This window comes from Micromonospora rifamycinica, assembly GCF_900090265.1.
GTDB lineage: Bacteria > Actinomycetota > Actinomycetes > Mycobacteriales > Micromonosporaceae > Micromonospora > Micromonospora rifamycinica.
Genome location: NZ_LT607752.1, coordinates 5,654,694 through 5,670,439, shown reverse-complemented (window position 1 = coordinate 5,670,439; position 15,746 = coordinate 5,654,694). Strand labels below are relative to the sequence as shown.

At 73.1% G+C, this 15,746-nt stretch carries 15 protein-coding genes; 2 read left to right on the top strand and 13 right to left on the bottom strand.

Going from position 1 to position 15,746, the window contains the following annotated elements; translation table 11 throughout:
* Positions 1-32: 32 nt before the first annotated feature.
* The 6 genes from GA0070623_RS23920 to GA0070623_RS23895 form a co-directional block, all read right to left on the bottom strand.
* Positions 33-854, bottom strand: a complete 822-nt coding sequence (locus GA0070623_RS23920) for a F0F1 ATP synthase subunit delta (RefSeq protein ID WP_067312854.1) — start codon at positions 852-854, stop codon at positions 33-35.
* Complete coding sequence (locus GA0070623_RS23915; protein ID WP_067312851.1) at positions 854-1,393, bottom strand: F0F1 ATP synthase subunit B; 540 nt, start codon at positions 1,391-1,393, stop codon at positions 854-856. Before GA0070623_RS23915 ends, GA0070623_RS23920 begins: the two co-directional genes overlap by 1 nt.
* Positions 1,394-1,421: 28 nt before the next feature.
* A complete protein-coding gene (locus tag GA0070623_RS23910; RefSeq protein WP_067312849.1) occupies positions 1,422-1,655 on the bottom strand; it encodes an ATP synthase subunit c family protein in 234 nt (77 codons plus the stop codon).
* Between the two features lie 132 nt (positions 1,656-1,787).
* Positions 1,788-2,585: a F0F1 ATP synthase subunit A gene (gene atpB / locus GA0070623_RS23905; RefSeq protein ID WP_067312847.1), complete on the bottom strand. Its 798-nt coding sequence runs from the start codon at positions 2,583-2,585 to the stop codon at positions 1,788-1,790.
* 11 nt (positions 2,586-2,596) lie between these two features.
* A complete protein-coding gene (locus GA0070623_RS23900; RefSeq protein WP_067312844.1) occupies positions 2,597-2,833 on the bottom strand; it encodes an AtpZ/AtpI family protein in 237 nt (78 codons plus the stop codon).
* Between the two features lie 173 nt (positions 2,834-3,006).
* The gene (locus GA0070623_RS23895) at positions 3,007-3,438 is read right to left on the bottom strand and encodes a hypothetical protein (RefSeq protein ID WP_067312842.1); all 432 of its coding nucleotides are present in this window, start codon (positions 3,436-3,438) and stop codon (positions 3,007-3,009) included.
* Positions 3,439-3,573: 135 nt separating this feature from the next.
* Between GA0070623_RS23895 and GA0070623_RS23890 the strand changes: the two genes are divergently transcribed.
* Positions 3,574-5,034, top strand: coding sequence for an SDR family oxidoreductase (locus tag GA0070623_RS23890; protein ID WP_067312883.1), 1,461 nt, complete (start codon positions 3,574-3,576; stop codon positions 5,032-5,034).
* 229 nt (positions 5,035-5,263) lie between these two features.
* Here the strand turns inward: GA0070623_RS23890 and GA0070623_RS23885 are convergent, their stop codons facing one another.
* The 4 genes from GA0070623_RS23885 to prmC form a co-directional block, all read right to left on the bottom strand.
* Entirely contained in the window at positions 5,264-7,384 is a 2,121-nt protein-coding gene (locus GA0070623_RS23885) for a transglycosylase domain-containing protein (RefSeq protein WP_067314518.1), read from the bottom strand.
* A gap of 193 nt (positions 7,385-7,577) precedes the next feature.
* Positions 7,578-8,189, bottom strand: coding sequence for an arsenate reductase/protein-tyrosine-phosphatase family protein (locus GA0070623_RS23880; RefSeq protein WP_067314516.1), 612 nt, complete (start codon positions 8,187-8,189; stop codon positions 7,578-7,580).
* The gene (locus GA0070623_RS23875; protein WP_067314514.1) at positions 8,190-8,834 is read right to left on the bottom strand and encodes an L-threonylcarbamoyladenylate synthase; all 645 of its coding nucleotides are present in this window, start codon (positions 8,832-8,834) and stop codon (positions 8,190-8,192) included.
* Positions 8,834-9,781 (bottom strand): peptide chain release factor N(5)-glutamine methyltransferase, encoded by a 948-nt coding sequence (gene prmC / locus GA0070623_RS23870; RefSeq protein WP_172898457.1) that lies wholly within the window; start codon positions 9,779-9,781, stop codon positions 8,834-8,836. The genes GA0070623_RS23875 and prmC overlap by 1 nt, the downstream gene beginning before the upstream one ends.
* A 106-nt stretch (positions 9,782-9,887) precedes the next feature.
* Between prmC and GA0070623_RS23865 the strand changes: the two genes are divergently transcribed.
* Positions 9,888-11,438 (top strand): GGDEF domain-containing protein, encoded by a 1,551-nt coding sequence (locus GA0070623_RS23865; RefSeq protein WP_067314510.1) that lies wholly within the window; start codon positions 9,888-9,890, stop codon positions 11,436-11,438.
* 18 nt (positions 11,439-11,456) lie between these two features.
* Here GA0070623_RS23865 and prfA read toward each other — a convergent pair whose 3' ends face one another.
* The 3 genes from prfA to rho all read right to left on the bottom strand — a co-directional run bounded on the left by prfA (position 11,457) and on the right by rho (position 15,567).
* Positions 11,457-12,545, bottom strand: coding sequence for a peptide chain release factor 1 (gene prfA, locus GA0070623_RS23860; protein WP_067314508.1), 1,089 nt, complete (start codon positions 12,543-12,545; stop codon positions 11,457-11,459).
* A 114-nt stretch (positions 12,546-12,659) separates the two neighbouring features.
* Complete coding sequence (gene rpmE / locus GA0070623_RS23855) at positions 12,660-12,884, bottom strand: 50S ribosomal protein L31 (protein WP_067314506.1); 225 nt, start codon at positions 12,882-12,884, stop codon at positions 12,660-12,662.
* 601 nt (positions 12,885-13,485) lie between these two features.
* The gene (gene rho / locus GA0070623_RS23850; protein ID WP_089004170.1) at positions 13,486-15,567 is read right to left on the bottom strand and encodes a transcription termination factor Rho; all 2,082 of its coding nucleotides are present in this window, start codon (positions 15,565-15,567) and stop codon (positions 13,486-13,488) included.
* Between the last annotated feature and the right edge of the window lie 179 nt (positions 15,568-15,746).

The following is a 15,746-nucleotide window of genomic DNA, read 5'->3' as shown; positions in this document are numbered from 1 at the left end:
GGCGTCGATCAAAGGGGCGGCGAGGCCGCTGGTCAGCGCTTCACGAGCGCGTTGCGGGTCTCGTTGAGGCGGCGCAGGACGGTGCCGTCGTACAGGTCGGAACCGACCCGCACGCTCACCCCACCGAGCACCTCCGGGTCGACCGTCTGCTTGACGGAAACCTCTCGACCGTACATCGCGGAAAGCCGGGCACCGAGCCGCTGCTCGTCGGCCTCACTCAACGGGGCGGCCACGGTCACGTACGCGACCTGGCGGTCCCGCCGGTCGGCGGCCAGCTCGACCAGCCGGGTGAGCGCCCCGGTGAAGGAGCGTCCCCCGAACCCGCCGAGGGCCACCTCGACGAGGCGGACGGTGACCGGACGGGCCTTGCCGGCGAGCAGTTCGCGGGCCAGCGCGGCCCGCTGCCCGGCCGGGGCGACCGGGTCGGCCAGCGCCGCGGAGAGCGCGGACTGACCGGAGACCACCTGACCGAAGCGGAACAACTCGTCCTCGACCTCACCGAGGTCACCGGCGGAGTCGGCGCTGGCCAGCAACGCCTCCACCCCGAGTCGCTCGGTGCCGTCGAGCAGCTCCGACGGCGTCGACCAACGGCCGGACACCAGGCCGGACAGCAGGCCGAGCGCGTCCGCGCCGATCTTGCCGGCCAGGATGCCGTCGAGCAGCGCCGAACGGTCGGCACCGCTGCGGGCCGGGTCGGACAGCGCCCGGCGTAGCCGCGGCTCGCCCCGCAGCAGGGCGGCGACGGCGAGGATGTCGTCGGCGGTGGTGGCCACCGCCGACGGCTCCGCACCGCGGACGTACGCGTCGAGGCGCTCGGCCGCGGCGGCGTACGACTCCCGGCTGGCGGCCTGCATCAGCGGGCCCCCGTGCTCTCGAGGTTGCTCAGGAACCGGTCGACGGTGCCCTTGCGGCGGGCCTCGTCGGCCAGCGACTCACCGACGATCTTGCTGGCCAGGTCGACCGCGATCGTGCCCACCTCGGTACGCAGCTCGCGCACGATGGTGGCCCGCTCCGCGGCGAGCTGCTCCTTGCCGGCCGCGATGATCCGGTCGGACTCTTCCCGCGCCTTGCCGAGGATGTCCTGCCGGATGCCCTCCGCGTCGGCCCGGGCGTCGTCCCGGATCTTGGCGGCGTCGGTACGCGCCTCGGCGAGCTGCGCGCGGTACTGCTCGAGGAGCTGGTTGGCCTCGGCCTGGGCGGCCTCGGCACGTTTGATGCCGCCCTCGATCGCGTCCACCCGGGCCTGGAACGTCTGCTCCATGCGCGGGAAGACGAACTTCATCAGTACGAAGCAGAGCACGGCGAAGGCGACGCTGCCGACCACGATCTCCTGCCAGATCGGAAGGATCGGGTTGTGCGTCGACTCACCACCCTCAGCGGCGAGGAAGTACATGGATGACCTCCTGGTCTGCGGGACTGGGTCAGCCGGCCCAGATGAAGCCGAAGGCGATGCCCAGCAGCGCGAGCGCCTCGATGACGGCGAAGCCGATCCAGACGTACGGCAGGGTCATCCGGGACGACTCCGGCTGGCGGGCGGTCGACTGGATGTAGGCGGCGAAGACCAGGCCGACGCCGATGCCCGGGCCGATGGCGGCGAGGCCGTAGCCGATGGCGGCGGTGCTGCCGGTGACCTCGGCGAGAACGCTAGCGTCCATGGGTGTGGTTCCTCCTGGGTATCTCGCGTGACTCTCACGCGGGACGACAACGGGTTGTTGCGGTGGACCAGTGCTCGCTCGCGAGCCCCCGCCCGTGGACCGGTGTTCGCTGGCGAACCCCCGCCCGGTGGATCAGTGCTCGTCGGCGAGCGCGCCCTGCACGTAGCTTGCGGTGAGGACGGTGAAGACGTAGGCCTGCAGGCAGATGACCAGGAATTCGAGGAAGGTGAGCGCGATGGTCATCACCCAGGACAGCACCGAGACCGGTGCCAGCCAGGCGTTGGCGCTGAGCATCGCGAAGCCGCCGAGGGTGAAGACCAGCAGCAGCATGTGCCCGGCGAACATGTTGGCGAACAGACGTACGGCCAGCGAGAACGGCCGGACGATGAAGGTCGAGAAGAGCTCGATCGGGATCAGCAGCGGCAGGATGAACCAGGGCGCCGGCGGAACCAGAGAGTTCTTGAAGTACTTCACGAAGCCGTGCTGCCGGATGCCGATGTAGTTGAACAGCACGTAGCTGATCACCGCGAGGATCGCCGGGAAGGCGATGTGCGAGTTCGGCGAGATCTGGAACAGCGGCACGATCGCGAAGAAGTTGGTCAGCAGCACGAAGCAGAACAGCGTGGTGAAGTACGGCGCGAACCGCACCCCCCGGTGCCCGAGCATGTCGACCGCGATGTTGTTCCGCACGAAGCCGTAGATCGACTCGGCGAGCCACTGCTTCTTGGTCGGGACCAGCTGCGGCTTCCGGTAGGTCGCCAGGAAGAAGATGATCAGGATGCCGGCGGCGACCCACACCATCGCCGTGATCTTGGTGAACCAGTACGAGTCGTGTGCACCCCAGGGCAGGATGCTGGGCAGGTAGAAGTCCTCCACGCTGGGTGGGAATGCCGCCTGGCCCGCTGCCAGGACGTTCGCCTGTCCGAACACCGCGTCCCTTCCTATGTAGGCGTGCCGAGCCGGCGGACGACCAGGATGATCCCCCCGGCCATGCCGAGCACGACACCGATCCCGGTGGCGATGCCGCCGGAGTCGAGCCACTGGTCGACCAGCCAGCCGATGAAACCCCAGACGAGCATGCCCCCGATGAGGTACGAGAGCGCGGTCCAGCCCTGACCGGCGCCGGTCGGAACGTCGCCCGGACCGCCGGTGGGTTGGGGGGTTCGGTCATCAGCCATGACGGGGCGAACGATATCAGCCGGAGAGACGAGGCTGTGCCTCACCCCCCGCACAACCGTCGTTGTGTGGGCGTCGGGCGGGCTCCTTCGTCTGGGGGCACGGTACTCCCCTTCGGCCAGTGAGAGAATGACCGCACGCCCACAGTCGCGCGGATGTCCACCAATTGGGACGGTCAGCTCCCGGGTCGATGGGAAAACACCCTGGTCAGCCACCAGATGTGCACTCCGGTCCAGACCACCACCCCGGCCACGATGCCGACACAGAGCGGCACCAGCCCGTCCCACCCGGCCGACGCCACCGCCACCATCACCACGCCCAGGACGGTGAACTTCACGGCGTACAGGCCCAGCCCGAGCGGAAGCACCAGCTGCGGGTTGATCGCGTCGGCCCGGGCCAGCACCACGGTGCTCAGGGTGTAGCTGAGCACCGTCACCGCCACCCCGGCCGCCGCGCCGGCCGCCGCCGTACCACCGCCGGTCACCGCGCCGACCAGCGCCGCCACCGCGCCCAGCACCGCCGAGGCGACCAGCAGCACCGGCAGGTGGCGCAGCCGCCAGCCCCGGTCGTCGGCCGCCACGGCTGCGCGCACCCCGGGCTCAGCCACGCCGGTACGCCCGGCAGCCGCCGGCCCGGTCGACGTGCTCCGGACCGGTGCCGGGCCACGCCGGGCACGGCCCCCACGAGATGCGCTTCGCGTTCTCCACAGCGAAGAAGTCTACGGAGCCGCACACTGGTGACCGTGAGATGCCTCGTCACCGGCGCCACCGGTTACATCGGTGGACGACTCGCGCCCCGACTGCTCGCCGAGGGGCACCAGGTGCGCTGCCTGGCCCGCAAGGCCGGGCGGCTCCGCGACGTGCCCTGGGCCGCCGAGGCCGAGGTGGTCGAGGGCGACCTGCGCCGACCGGAGACGCTGCCGGCCGCCTTCGCGGGCGTCGACGTCGCGTACTACCTGGTGCACTCGCTCGGCCGGGCCGACTTCGAGGCGGCCGACCGGGAGGCCGCCGCCCACTTCGCCGAGGCCGCCGCGGCGGCCGGCGTACGCCGGATCGTCTACCTGGGTGGACCGGAGCCGACGGCGGACGGCGGGGTGGCCTCGCCGCACCTGCGGTCCCGGGCCGAGGTGGCGCGGATCCTGCTGGCCGGTGAGGTGCCCACCGTGGTGCTGCGGGCCGCCGTGATCATCGGGTCCGGGTCGGCCTCGTTCGAGATGCTGCGCTACCTCACCGAACGCCTGCCGGCCATGGTCACCCCCCGCTGGGTGCGCAACCGGATCCAGCCGATCGCCGTCCGGGACGTGCTGCGCTACCTGGTCGGCTGTGCCACCCTGCCGCCCGAGGTGGACCGGGCCTTCGACATCGGCGGCCCGGACGTGCTGACCTTCCGGGAGATGATGCAGCGGTACGCCCGGGTCGCCGGGCTGCGTCGCCGGATCATCGTGCCGGTGCGCCCGCTGACCCCGGCGCTCTCCTCGCACTGGGTGGGGTTGATCACCCCGGTGCCGAACGCCATCGCCCGCCCCCTGGTGGAGAGCCTGATCCACGAGGCGGTGACCCACGAGCACGACATCGCCCGCTGGCTGCCCGACCCGCCGGGCGGACTGACCGGCTTCGACGACGCCGTGGCGCTGGCCCTGAGCCGGGTGCGCGACGCCCAGGTGGAGACCCGCTGGTCGAACGCGAGCGGTCCGGACGCGCCGGCCGAGCCGCTGCCGACGGACCCGGAGTGGTCCGGCGGAACGGTCTACACCGACCTGCGCGAGCAGGAGGTCGACGCGCCACCGGCCGCGCTCTGGCGGACCATCGAGGGCGTCGGTGGTGAGCACGGCTGGTACTCGTTCCCGCTCGCCTGGTCGGTGCGCGGTTGGCTGGACCGGCTGGTCGGCGGGGTGGGGCTACGCCGGGGCCGCCGCGACCCGCACCGGCTCCAGGTGGGCGAGGCGCTGGACTTCTGGCGGGTCGAGGAGATCGTCCCCGGCACGCTGCTCCGGCTGCGCGCCGAGATGCGCCTGCCCGGCCGGGCCTGGCTGGAGCTGCGCGCCGAACCTCTCGGCGACGGCCGCAGCCGCTACGTCCAACGCGCCGTCTTCCTGCCACGCGGCCTCCCCGGCCACCTCTACTGGCTCTCGGTGGCCCCCTTCCACGCCGTCATCTTCGGCGGCATGGCCCGCAACATCGCCCGCCACACCCCCACCCCCTAATCCCCCACCCACCCCACCCCGCCCTCGCCCTCGCCCTCGCCCCCACCCCCACCCCCGGCTCCTGTCGATCATGGAGTTGTGGTGGACGGATCAGACCGCTTTGACCCGTTCTGCGGGCACCACAACTCCATGATCGACGGGCGGGGGTGGGGCGAGGGCGGGGTGGGGGTGGGGGCGAGGGCGGGGCGGGGGTGGGGCGAGGGCGGGGGCGGGGCGGGGGTGGGGTGGGTCAGTTGCCGTTGCGGGGGGTGGGGGCGAGGCGGTACGTGATCGACTCGCCGGGGGGGACGAAGTCCCGGACCGGGGTGTCGGACAGGGCGTCGGCCAGGATCCGGCCCACCGCGTCGACCATCCGGGACTGGACGGCGGCACCGACGGCGTCCCGCGGATCGTCCGGGTTGGCGGCGATCTGGGCCACCGCGAGCTGCGGGGTGAAGGCCACCACCGACTCGGTCTCGTTCCGCTCCGAGCTGCCGGTCTTGCCGGCCACCGGGCGACCCAGCCCCGGCCGGAGCTTCTCCGCCGTGCCCCCGTCGCAGCGGCGGTACATCGACTGGTCGCCGACCGGGCAGCGGGCCGCGTCGGCGGCGGCCCGGGCCACCTCGGTGTCGATCACCTGCCGGCAGTCGGGCCGGGCGGCGGCCACCTCCCGGCCGGCGCTGTCGGTGATCGACACCACCGGCAACGGCGCGCACCAGGTCCCCTCGGCGGCCACCGTGGCGTACGCGTTGGCCAGGTCGAGCGGGGTGGTGGAGGAGACCCCGAGGGTGAAAGCCCCCCAGTCCCGGGCGCTGTGCCGGGCCAGCGCGGCGTCGTCGGAGGCGCGGAACCGGATGCCCAGCCGCTCGGCCATCTCCACCACCCGGTCCGCGCCGACCCTCTCGGTGAGCCAGGCGAAGTAGGTGTTCACCGAGCGGCCGAAGGCGGTCCACATGGTCCGGTAGCCGTCCATCCACTCGGGGGTGGCGTTGGCCGGACACCACCGCCCGCCGCAGCCGGACCGGGCGTCGTCGGTCGGGAACCGGGTCACGATCCGGCTCGGCGCGGCGAAGCCGGTCTCCAGCGGCAGCCCGGACTCCAGGGCCGCCAGCAGGGCGAACAGCTTGAACGTCGAGCCGGCCTGATAGCCCTCGATGCCGTTGCCACCGGCGATCAGCTGGTTGACCGTGTTCGGATGGTTGCGCTGCCCGGCCGGGTTGGGGTCCACGCTGTAGTTGCGGTTCACCGCCAGGGCGAGCACCCGTCCGGTGCCCGGCTGGACCACCGCCACCGGCGCGGCCCGGGGATCGTCGACGTCGTAGATGTCGGCCACCTGGCGCACGGCCGCCCGCTGCACGGCCGGGTCGAGCGAGGAGACGATCCGGAATCCACCCCGGCGCAGGTTGTCCTGCCGTTCGGCGGCGGTGGCGCCGAAGGCGGGCTGGTCGCTCCACCACTGGGTGAACCAGTCGCAGAAGAAACCCCAGTCGTTGCGCTGCTCGGGCACGGCGGTGCAGTCGTTCGGTGTCCGGCTGGGCCGTAGCGCCAGCGGGGCGTCCCGGGCCGCCGCCGCGTCGGCCGGCGGCACCTGGCCCAGCGCCACCATCCGGTCCAGCACGTACGACCGGCGGGTCAGCGCCGCGTCGGCGTCGCCGTTGATCGGGTCGTCGGTGTCCGGGGACCGGACCAGCCCCGCCAGCAGCGACGCCTGGGCCAGGGTCAGCCTGGCCGGGGTGGTGGAGAAGTAGCGTTTGGTCGCCGCCGCGATGCCGTACGCCCCAGCGCCGAAGTAGGCGATGTTGAGGTAGCGGGTGAGGATCTCGTCCTTGCTCAGCTCGCGCTCCAGCGCCAGGGCGTACCGCATCTCCTGGAGCTTGCGGGCCGTGCTGATCTCGGTGGCCTTCTTCCGCTGCTCCTTGGTCAGTCGGGGATCGTTGCTGAGCACGTTGCGGACGTACTGCATGCTCAGCGTGGAGGCGCCCTGCCGGGCCCGGCCGTCGCGCTGGTTGGCGGTGAACGCCCGCACCACGCCCCGCGGGTCGACGCCCCGGTGCTGGTAGAAGCGGGCGTCCTCGGCGGCGACGATGGCCTGCCGCATCACCGGGGCCACCTTGGTCAGCGGCACGTCCACCCGGTCCTCGGTGTAGAACGAGGTGATCAGGGTGACGCCGTCGGCGGCGTACAGGGTGGAGCGTTGGGCGGTGGGCGGGGCGCGCAGGGTGTTGGGCAGTTCGGCGTAGGAGGACGCGAGCCCGCCGAAGCCGATGCCGAACACCAGGGCGAGCGGCAGGGCCGCCGCCGCCAGCACCAGTCCGGCGAGCACGCCGGCGAGCAACACGGTGAACGCCTTGTCGAGGTGGGTCCGGATCATCGGTACTCCCCGCCGGAGTCGTCAGGACCCGTTCAGCATGACCCGCAAAACCACCCGAACTCTCATCTTTCCGCAAAAACGGATTAAGCGCGCGGGGCGGACACGGCGCGCGGAGCGGGACACGCCGCCCCGGTCACCCGGACGAGACCGCACCGCCACCAGGGCCACCGACCGGGGTGGAAACGGCGGCGAATCAGGGCAGCAGGGCCGAGGTGAGCGGGTGCACCGTCTCCTCGATCTCGTCGGCCACCCGGCTGAAGCACTGGTCGCCCCGGCCCCACGGATCGTCCAGGTCGTCGGAGTGCACCGCGGCCGCACCCTGCCGCGCCGCGTCGGCCGCCGCCACCAGGGCGACCCCCCGGGCGTACACCGCCTCCGGGACGGCCCGGGCCGGCGGCAGGGCGGCGGTGTCCAGCACGCCGAGCAGCCGGCCGAACTCCCTCAGCACGAAGGTGCGCGAGGCCGCGTCCGGGCGCAACGCCACCACGTACTCCTGCTGGTCGGCGGTGGCGGTGAGGACGAGGTCGGCGGCGTCGATCAGGTCGGAGCGCAGCTTGCGGGCGGCGAAGCCCTCGACGTCACCGCCCCGGCCCAGCACCTGCCTTGCCGCGGGCGGGTTCATCTCCTCCCCCGCGTGCCAGCCGCCCGTCCCGGCGCTGTGGCTGTGCAGTAGCGCGTCCGAGCCGGCCGGGTCGACACCGAGCCGGCCCAGCCGCTCCCGGACGGCCAGCACCAGCAGCCGCTCGGCCATCGGGGACCGGCAGATGTTGCCCATGCAGACGTGCAGGACGGTGAACGGCGGCACTCAGGCGCTCCGCTCGTCGAGGACGTCCGGCGCGACCTCCCGGAGCTGGTCCAGGTCGATCGCGCCGGCCCGGAGCAGCCGGGGCGTCTCACCGGTCAGGTCGACGATGGTGCTCGGCACCGGGTCGGGGCACGCGCCAGCCTCCAGATAGACGCGCACCGAGTAACTGAGCTGGTCGCGGGCCTCCTCGGCGGTCACCGCGGCCGGCTGGCCCACCTTGTTGGCGGCGGCCACCGCCATCGGGCCGGTCTCCCGCAGCACCTCCAGCGCCACCGGGTGCAGCGGCATCCGCACCGCGACCGTGCCGCTGGCGTCGCCCAGGTCCCAGGCGAGGCTCGGCGAGTGCTCCACCACGATGGTCAACGCCCCCGGCCAGAACGCCTCCACCAGGTCCCGGGCCGCCTTGGGCAGCGAGAAGACCAGGCCGTCGAGGGTGTGCCGGGAGCCGATCAGCACCGGCGGCGCCTGCTGGCTGCCGCCCCGGGCATCGGAGAGCGCCCGCACCGCGTACGGGGTGAACGCGTCCGCGCCGATCCCGTAGACCGTGTCGGTGGGCAGAACGACCAGCTCGCCGTTCTTGACCGCCTCGATCGCCGCGGCCACCCCGCGGTCCCGGTCGGCGGGCGACCGACAGTCGTAGAGCATCACGAGGAGCCAGTCTGCCACGCCGGCCCGCGGACGGCGTGCGGGCCGTCCGACCCGCGGGACGCGGTGGCGAACCGGGGTCGGCCGGCCAGGTCCCGGTGCGCCCGCACCGCCGTGTACCGGCCGTCCGCGGCGAGCAACGCCGGCACTGCCGCGCCATGCGTGTCGTCGTGCTCGACACCCAGGTCACCGCCGGGGCGCAGCAGGTCGGCCGCCCGGCGCAGCACCGGCCGGACCACCGCCAGCCCGTCCGCCCCGCCGAACACCGCCTCGTCCGGGTCGAACCCGGCCACCTCCGGCGGGACCACCACCGCACGCGGCACGTACGGCGGGTTGCACAGCAGCACGTCCACCGCGCCGACCAGGTCGGCGAGCAGCCCCGGATCGGTGACGTCGGCGGCCACCACCTCGACCGGCCGGTCCCCGGCGGCGGCCCGACCCGCCGCGTTGCGCCGCAGCCAGGCCAGCGCGGCGGGGGACCGCTCCACCGCCACCACCCGGGCCGTCGGGACCTCCTGGGCCACCGCCAGCGCGACCGCCCCGGAACCACTGCACAGGTCGACCACCACCGGAGCCGGTCGGGTCGACGCCCGCTCGATCCCCCAGCCGGCCAGCAACTCCGTCTCCGGGCGGGGCACGAAGACCCCCGGCCCGACCGCCAGCTCCAGGTGCCGGAAGCCGGCCCGCCCGGTCAGGTGCTGCAACGGCTCACGGTCGGCCCGCCGGGCCACCAGCGCGTCGTACCGGTCCCGCTGGGCCGGGGTGAAGCCGTCGGCGAGGGCCAGCCGCCCCCGGGGCACCTCCAGCACGTACGCGGCGAGCTGCTCCGCCTCGGAACGGGCCGAGGCCACCCCGGCGGCGGCGAGGGTACGGGCGGCACGGGCCACCACCGGCGAGGGCCGCTCGCGTTCTGTCCCTTCGGACGGGTGGCGTGGAAGTGAGGTCACGACATAATCATGAGGCGTCGCCGGCCGTACACGTGCGGGTAGGTCACCGCGCCGTCCCGGTGGTGACACGGATCGTCCGATCGCGCGCCGACAGGAGGTTCGCCAGGTGGGGTGGCTCGACCGGGTCGACGACCAGGTTGACGCCCTGACGCACGCCCGCCACCTCCAGGAGGCCAGCCGCTCGGCCGAGGCGATCGTGGTGCTCGACCGGGTGCTGCGCACCTCCACCGACCCGTACACCAGGGCCGACGCCCTGGTGCAGCGGCTCTGCGCGCTGATCAACCTCGGCCGGACCGCCGAGTTCACCCGGGCCATCGAGGACGCCTCCGGCGCCGTCCGGGACCTCCCCGAGCCCTACCTGCACGGGCACCTCAACGCGTTGGCGGCGCTGGCCGCGCACCACCAGGGCGCGCTGGACCGGTGCGTCACCCACCTGGTCCGGGCGGCCCGCGCGCTCGGCGCGGCGGAGGACCGCGACCGGGACACCGCCTGGGGCTGGCACGACCTGGCGATGGCGTACTCCTACCTCAGCTTCCACGGCTACGCGCTGGGCGCTATCGAACGGGCCCGCCAGCACGGCGCCGCCGCCGGCATCCCGGAGGAGACCTTCGCCGCACCGGGCATCCGGCTGCGCAACGCCGTCGCGCTGGACCACAACGGCGACAGCGACGGCTGCCTGCGGGTGCTCCGCGACATCGCGGCCGACCTGTCCCGGTTCACCGCCGACGGCCGGGCCGACCGGCTGCGCCCGAGCAGTCTCGCCGCGTACGGCTACGCGGCCGTCCGCCGGGCCGCGCTCGGTGACCCGGCCCCGGTCGGCCCGGAACCGGCCCGGCTGCTCGGCTACGGCGGTGACAGCGCCCGGGCCCGGGACATGCGCCAGCTCGGCCACGTGTGCCTGGCGGTCGCCGACGAACGCCCGATCGAGGCGATCACCCGGCTGGACTCGGCCCGGGTGTCGGCCGAGACGCTCGGTGCGGCGGAGGCGTCCCGGCTGCGCAGCATCGCCCTCTCCCGGGCCGGTGACCACGCCGCCGCGCACCGCGCCGACCGGCGGGCGTTCCGGCTGGCCGCACAGCGCAACGACCGGCTGCGGGACGTCTACATCGACGGCATCGCGGCCCGGATCGACCACGAGGAGATGCGCCGGGAGGCGGCCCGCTACGAGGGCGAGGCGCTGACCGACCCGCTGACCGGCCTGGCCAACCGGCGTCAGTTGGAGCGGCACGTCGCCTCGGTGGTGTCCCGGGGCGAGCGGGTGGTGATCGGCGTCTGCGACCTGGACGGCTTCAAGGCGGTCAACACCACCCACGGCCACCACTCCGGCGACCTGGTGCTGCAACGCATCGCCGGGGTGATCAACCGGGTGATGCGCCGCGGCGACGTCGTGGCCCGCTACGGCGGCGACGAGTTCGTGGTGGTGCTCTCCGGGGCCGGCATGACCGAGGCCGCCGAGGTGGCCCGCCGGATCGACGCGGCCGTGCGTACCGAGGACTGGGAGTCGCTGGTGCCCGGCACCCCGGTCGGGGTGAGCATCGGTTTCGCCGAGGTCCACGGCGGCGGTGGCGGCACCGCGGTGCGCGACGCCCTCGGCACCGCGTTCGAGATCGCCGACCGGGAGATGCTGCGGGCCAAGACCCGCCCCCGCGTCTGCTGACCCGCCCCCGGCCCCGGGTCAGTGGCGGGTCAGTTCGGTGTCGCCGGCGAGCCGGGCGGCGCGATCGGCCTCGGTGAGGGCGTCCAGGACGCCGTCCAGCTCCCCGGCGAGGGCCAGGTCGAGGTTGTACGCCGTGTAGCCGATCCGGTGGTCGGTGATCCGGTTCTGCGGGAAGTTGTAGGTGCGGATCCGCTCCGAGCGGTCCACGGTGCGGACCTGCGCCTTGCGGGCGTCCGAGGCGGCGGCGTCGGCCTGCTCCTGGGCCACCGCCAGCAGCCTGGCCCGCAGGATCCGCATCGCCTGCTCCCGGTTCTGCAACTGGGACTTCTCGTTCTGGCAGGAGACCACCACGCCGGTCGGCAGGTGGGTGATCCGGACCGCCGAGTCGGTGGTGTTCACCGACTGCCCACCCGGCCCGGACGACCGGAACACGTCGATCCGCAGGTCGTTCGGGTCGATGGTGACGTCGACCTCCTCGGCCTCGGGCAGCACCAGCACGCCGGCCGCGCTGGTGTGGATGCGCCCCTGCGACTCGGTGACCGGGACTCGCTGCACCCGGTGCACGCCGCCCTCCCACTTGAGCCGGGACCAGACCCCGTTGCCGGCGTCCGGGACTCCCCTGGTCTTGATCGCCAACGAGACGTCCTTGACCCCGCCGAGGTCGGAGTCCTGCGCGTCGATCACCTCGGTCAGCCAGCCGTGCCGCTCGGCGTACCTGGTGTACATCCGCAGCAGGTCCCCGGCGAAGAGCGCCGACTCCTCCCCGCCCTCACCGGCCTTGATCTCGATGATCACGTCCTTGGCGTCGTGCGGATCCCGGGGGATCAGCAGCTCCGCCAGCCGTTCCTCGAGCACCGGCAGGGTCGCCGCGATCGACTCCGCCTCCTCGGCGAAGGCCGGTTCCTCGGCGGCCAGCTCCCGGGCCGCGACCAGATCCGCCCGGGCCTGCTCCAGTTCGCCTGCGGCCTTGTGCAGTGGGACCAGCTCGGCATAGCGGCGGCCGACCCGACGGGCGGTGTTCTGGTCGGCGTGGATGGCCGGGTCGGCCAGCCGCTTCTCCAGCTCGGCGTACTCGTCGAGGAGGGCGGCCAGGCGCTCGCTGCTCATACGGGATACTCCTTCGACGGGTACGGGACGGCAGGTCACAGGACGGCGAAAGTAGGCGGAACGGACGAACGCCCGCGTCCGGCACGGGGCCGGACACGGGCGTCGTCGGTGAAGCTACTTGGCCTTCTTCGCCTGAACCTTGGCGTACTTCTGCTGGAACTTGGCGACCCGGCCGGCGGTGTCGAGGACGCGCTGCTTACCGGTGTAGAACGGGTGGCAGGCGCTGCAGGTCTCGACGCTGATCGCGCCACCCTTGGCGGTGCTGCGGGTGGTGAAGGAGCTGCCGCACGAGCACTTGACCTCGGTGGTCACGTATTCGGGGTGGATGTTGGGCTTCATGTCGCCTCGGTCCTTTCGTCAGGTGGTCGCCGGGTCGCCGCTGATCCCCCGCCGCCTGGTGCGCGACGGACTCGGGCGTGAACCGGAACCGGTGGCCGATTGACCAGTGTGCCATGGGCGTGAGCCGGCCCGACGGGCGGGCCACACGATCGGTCCGGCAGTGGTAACGCCCGCTCACCGGGTCGCATTCCCGCCGCTCCCGACCCGCATTCCTCACCCGGCGCGGAGACCGGCGCGAGCGGCCGGGCGCGGCGGACAGGGCGCCATGGGCCGGGCGCGGCCACCGGGCGGTGGGCCGGGCGCGGCGACCGGGCGGGAACGGGCGGGCTCCTCCCCCAGTTTCAGGAGCCCGCCCGACGGGGCAGCCGGGCGGCGGACGCCTCCCCAGGTCTCTCCCGCCGCCCTCGGTGATCGCGCCCCGGCCGGATGACCGCGAACCCGTGTGTCCCAGTCAACCCGGCCGCGCACAGGATTTTCAAGAGCAGGAATCCCATTGAAAAAAAGTTCTATGGTGGAATTTCCCCACAACAGCAGTTCCGGGTACGACGAAGGGCACGGCCGCAGCGGCCGTGCCCTTCGTGGCGGTCTCATCCGGGTGGGGTCACTCCCCCGGCGTCGACTTGGCGATCTGCATCAGGAACTCGATGTTGGTGCGGGACTGCTTGAGCCGGTCGATCAGCAGATCCAGCGCGGCCTGCGAATCCAGCGAGTGCAGCACCTTGCGGAGCTTGTGGATGATCGCCAGCTCCTCCGGCGCGAACAGGACCTCCTCCTTGCGCGTGCCGGAGGGGTTGATGTCGATCGCCGGGAAGACCCGCTTGTCGGCGATCTTCCGGTCCAGCTTCAGCTCGGCGTTGCCGGTGCCCTTGAACTCCTCGAAGATGACCGTGTCCGCCATGGACCCGGTCTCCACCAGCGCGGTGGCGAGGATGGTCAGCGAGCCGCCGTTCTCGATGTTGCGGGCCGCGCCCAGGAACCGCTTCGGCGGGTAGAGCGCCGTGGAGTCGATACCACCGGACATGATCCGGCCGGAGGCCGGCGCCGCCAGGTTGTACGACCGACCGAGCCGGGTCACCGAGTCGAGCAGGACGACCACGTCGTGGCCCAGCTCGACGAGGCGCTTGGCCCGCTCGATCGCCAACTCGGCGATCGTGGTGTGGTCCTGCGGCGGACGGTCGAACGTGGCCGCGATGACCTCGCCCTTCACCGACCGCTGCATGTCGGTGACCTCTTCCGGCCGCTCGTCCACCAGCACCACCATCAGGTGGCACTCCGGGTTGTTCCGGGTGATGGCGTTCGCGATGGCCTGGAGCACCATCGTCTTGCCCGCCTTGGGCGGCGACACGATCAACGCGCGCTGCCCCTTGCCGATGGGCATCACCAGGTCGATCACCCGGGTGGTGAGGATGTGCGGCTCGGTCTCCAGCCGCAGCCGTTCCTGCGGGTAGAGCGGCGTGAGCTTGTAGAACTCCGGCCGGCGACGGGCCTCCTCCGGCTCCATGCCGTTGATGGTGTCCAGCCGGACCAGTGGGTTGTACTTGTCCCGCCGCTGGTCGCCACTGCCGCCGCTGTCCCGGGCGGCCCGGACGGCACCGGTGATCGCGTCACCGCGGCGCAGACCGTGCTTCTTGATCTGGGACATCGAGACGTAGACGTCGTTCGGGCCGGCCAGGTAGCCGGTGGTCCGGACGAAGGCGTAGTTGTCGAGCACGTCGATGATGCCGGCGACCGGCACCAGCACGTCGTCCTCGCCGACCTGCGGCTCGCGGCCACCACCGTTGTCGTTGCCGCCCTCGACCCGGTCACCCCGGCCACGCCGACGGTCCCGGAACCGGCTGCGCCGGCCGCGCCGGCCGCCACCCTCGCCGTCGTCGTCCGAGTCGTCCCGGTTGTCGCGCTGACCCCGGTCGCTGACCCGGTCACCCCGGTCACCCCGGTCGTTACGGTCGGACCGCTCGGCCCGGTCGTTACGGTCGGCCCGCTCGGCCCGGTCGGACCGCTCGTTGCCGGCCCGCTCGGCCCGGTCAGCGCCGGACCGCTCGTTACCGGACCGCTCGGCCCGGTCGCCACCGGACCGCTCGTTGCCGGCGCGACCGGCCCGGTCGCCGTCCGTCCGCTCGGCCCGGTCGCCGCCGGCCCGCTCGCCGCGCTCGGCCCGGTCGCCGCCGGCCCGCTCGCCACGGTCCCGACCGCCGCGTCCCTCGGCCCGCTCGGGGCGCTCACCGGTCTCGACCGGCGGCTCCTCGGTACGGGCCTCGACGGGCCGCGCCTCGGCGACCGGTCGCGCCTCGGCGGTGCTGGCCCGGCTGCGCCGGGTCCTGGTCCGGCCCTCGGTCTCGCCGGTGACGGCAGGGGTCGCCGCCGGCTCGGTCACCCGCTCCGGGGCGACCTCGGCGCGCACCTCCTCCCGGACGGGGGCAGCCGCGGCGGCCACCTCGGCCCGCGGTCGAGGGGTGCCGGTCGCGGCGCCGCCCTGCTGCCGCTCGGAGATCGCGCTGATCAACTCGCCCTTACGCATGCGAGCCGTCCCGGAGATGCCGAGCGACGCGGCCAGGCTTTGCAGCTCCGGCAGCAGCATCGCCGACAGGCCGGTGCCGCTGCGCCGACGGCGGGCGGGGGCGGCGGTGGTGGCATCGCCAGCGACGTTGGAAACATCCGACGTCACGTCGGTGGTGTCGCTCAATGGATTCCTTCCCTCGATAGGCCGGGACTGCCCGGGATCGACAAGCAAGGTGGCCGGGCGGCCTCGGTGCACCCGCCTCGCATGACGCGTCGCGGGAGTCTGTGGCACAGCAGCCGGGCGGTTTCCCAACTCACCAACGTCGGTGAGCAGGTCTCGCCGTCTGCGGCGACCTGCGGAAA

Coding starts and splice junctions, on each gene's coding strand:
- rpmE (WP_067314506.1), bottom strand. CDS start 12,884: ATGAAGCCCAACATCCACCCCGAATACGTGACCACCGAGGTCAAGTGC.
- GA0070623_RS23915 (WP_067312851.1), bottom strand. CDS start 1,393: ATGTACTTCCTCGCCGCTGAGGGTGGTGAGTCGACGCACAACCCGATC.
- GA0070623_RS23910 (WP_067312849.1), bottom strand. CDS start 1,655: ATGGACGCTAGCGTTCTCGCCGAGGTCACCGGCAGCACCGCCGCCATC.
- GA0070623_RS23900 (WP_067312844.1), bottom strand. CDS start 2,833: ATGGCTGATGACCGAACCCCCCAACCCACCGGCGGTCCGGGCGACGTT.
- GA0070623_RS23885 (WP_067314518.1), bottom strand. CDS start 7,384: ATGATCCGGACCCACCTCGACAAGGCGTTCACCGTGTTGCTCGCCGGC.
- GA0070623_RS23920 (WP_067312854.1), bottom strand. CDS start 854: ATGCAGGCCGCCAGCCGGGAGTCGTACGCCGCCGCGGCCGAGCGCCTC.
- GA0070623_RS23875 (WP_067314514.1), bottom strand. CDS start 8,834: ATGCTCTACGACTGTCGGTCGCCCGCCGACCGGGACCGCGGGGTGGCC.
- prfA (WP_067314508.1), bottom strand. CDS start 12,545: ATGAGCAGCGAGCGCCTGGCCGCCCTCCTCGACGAGTACGCCGAGCTG.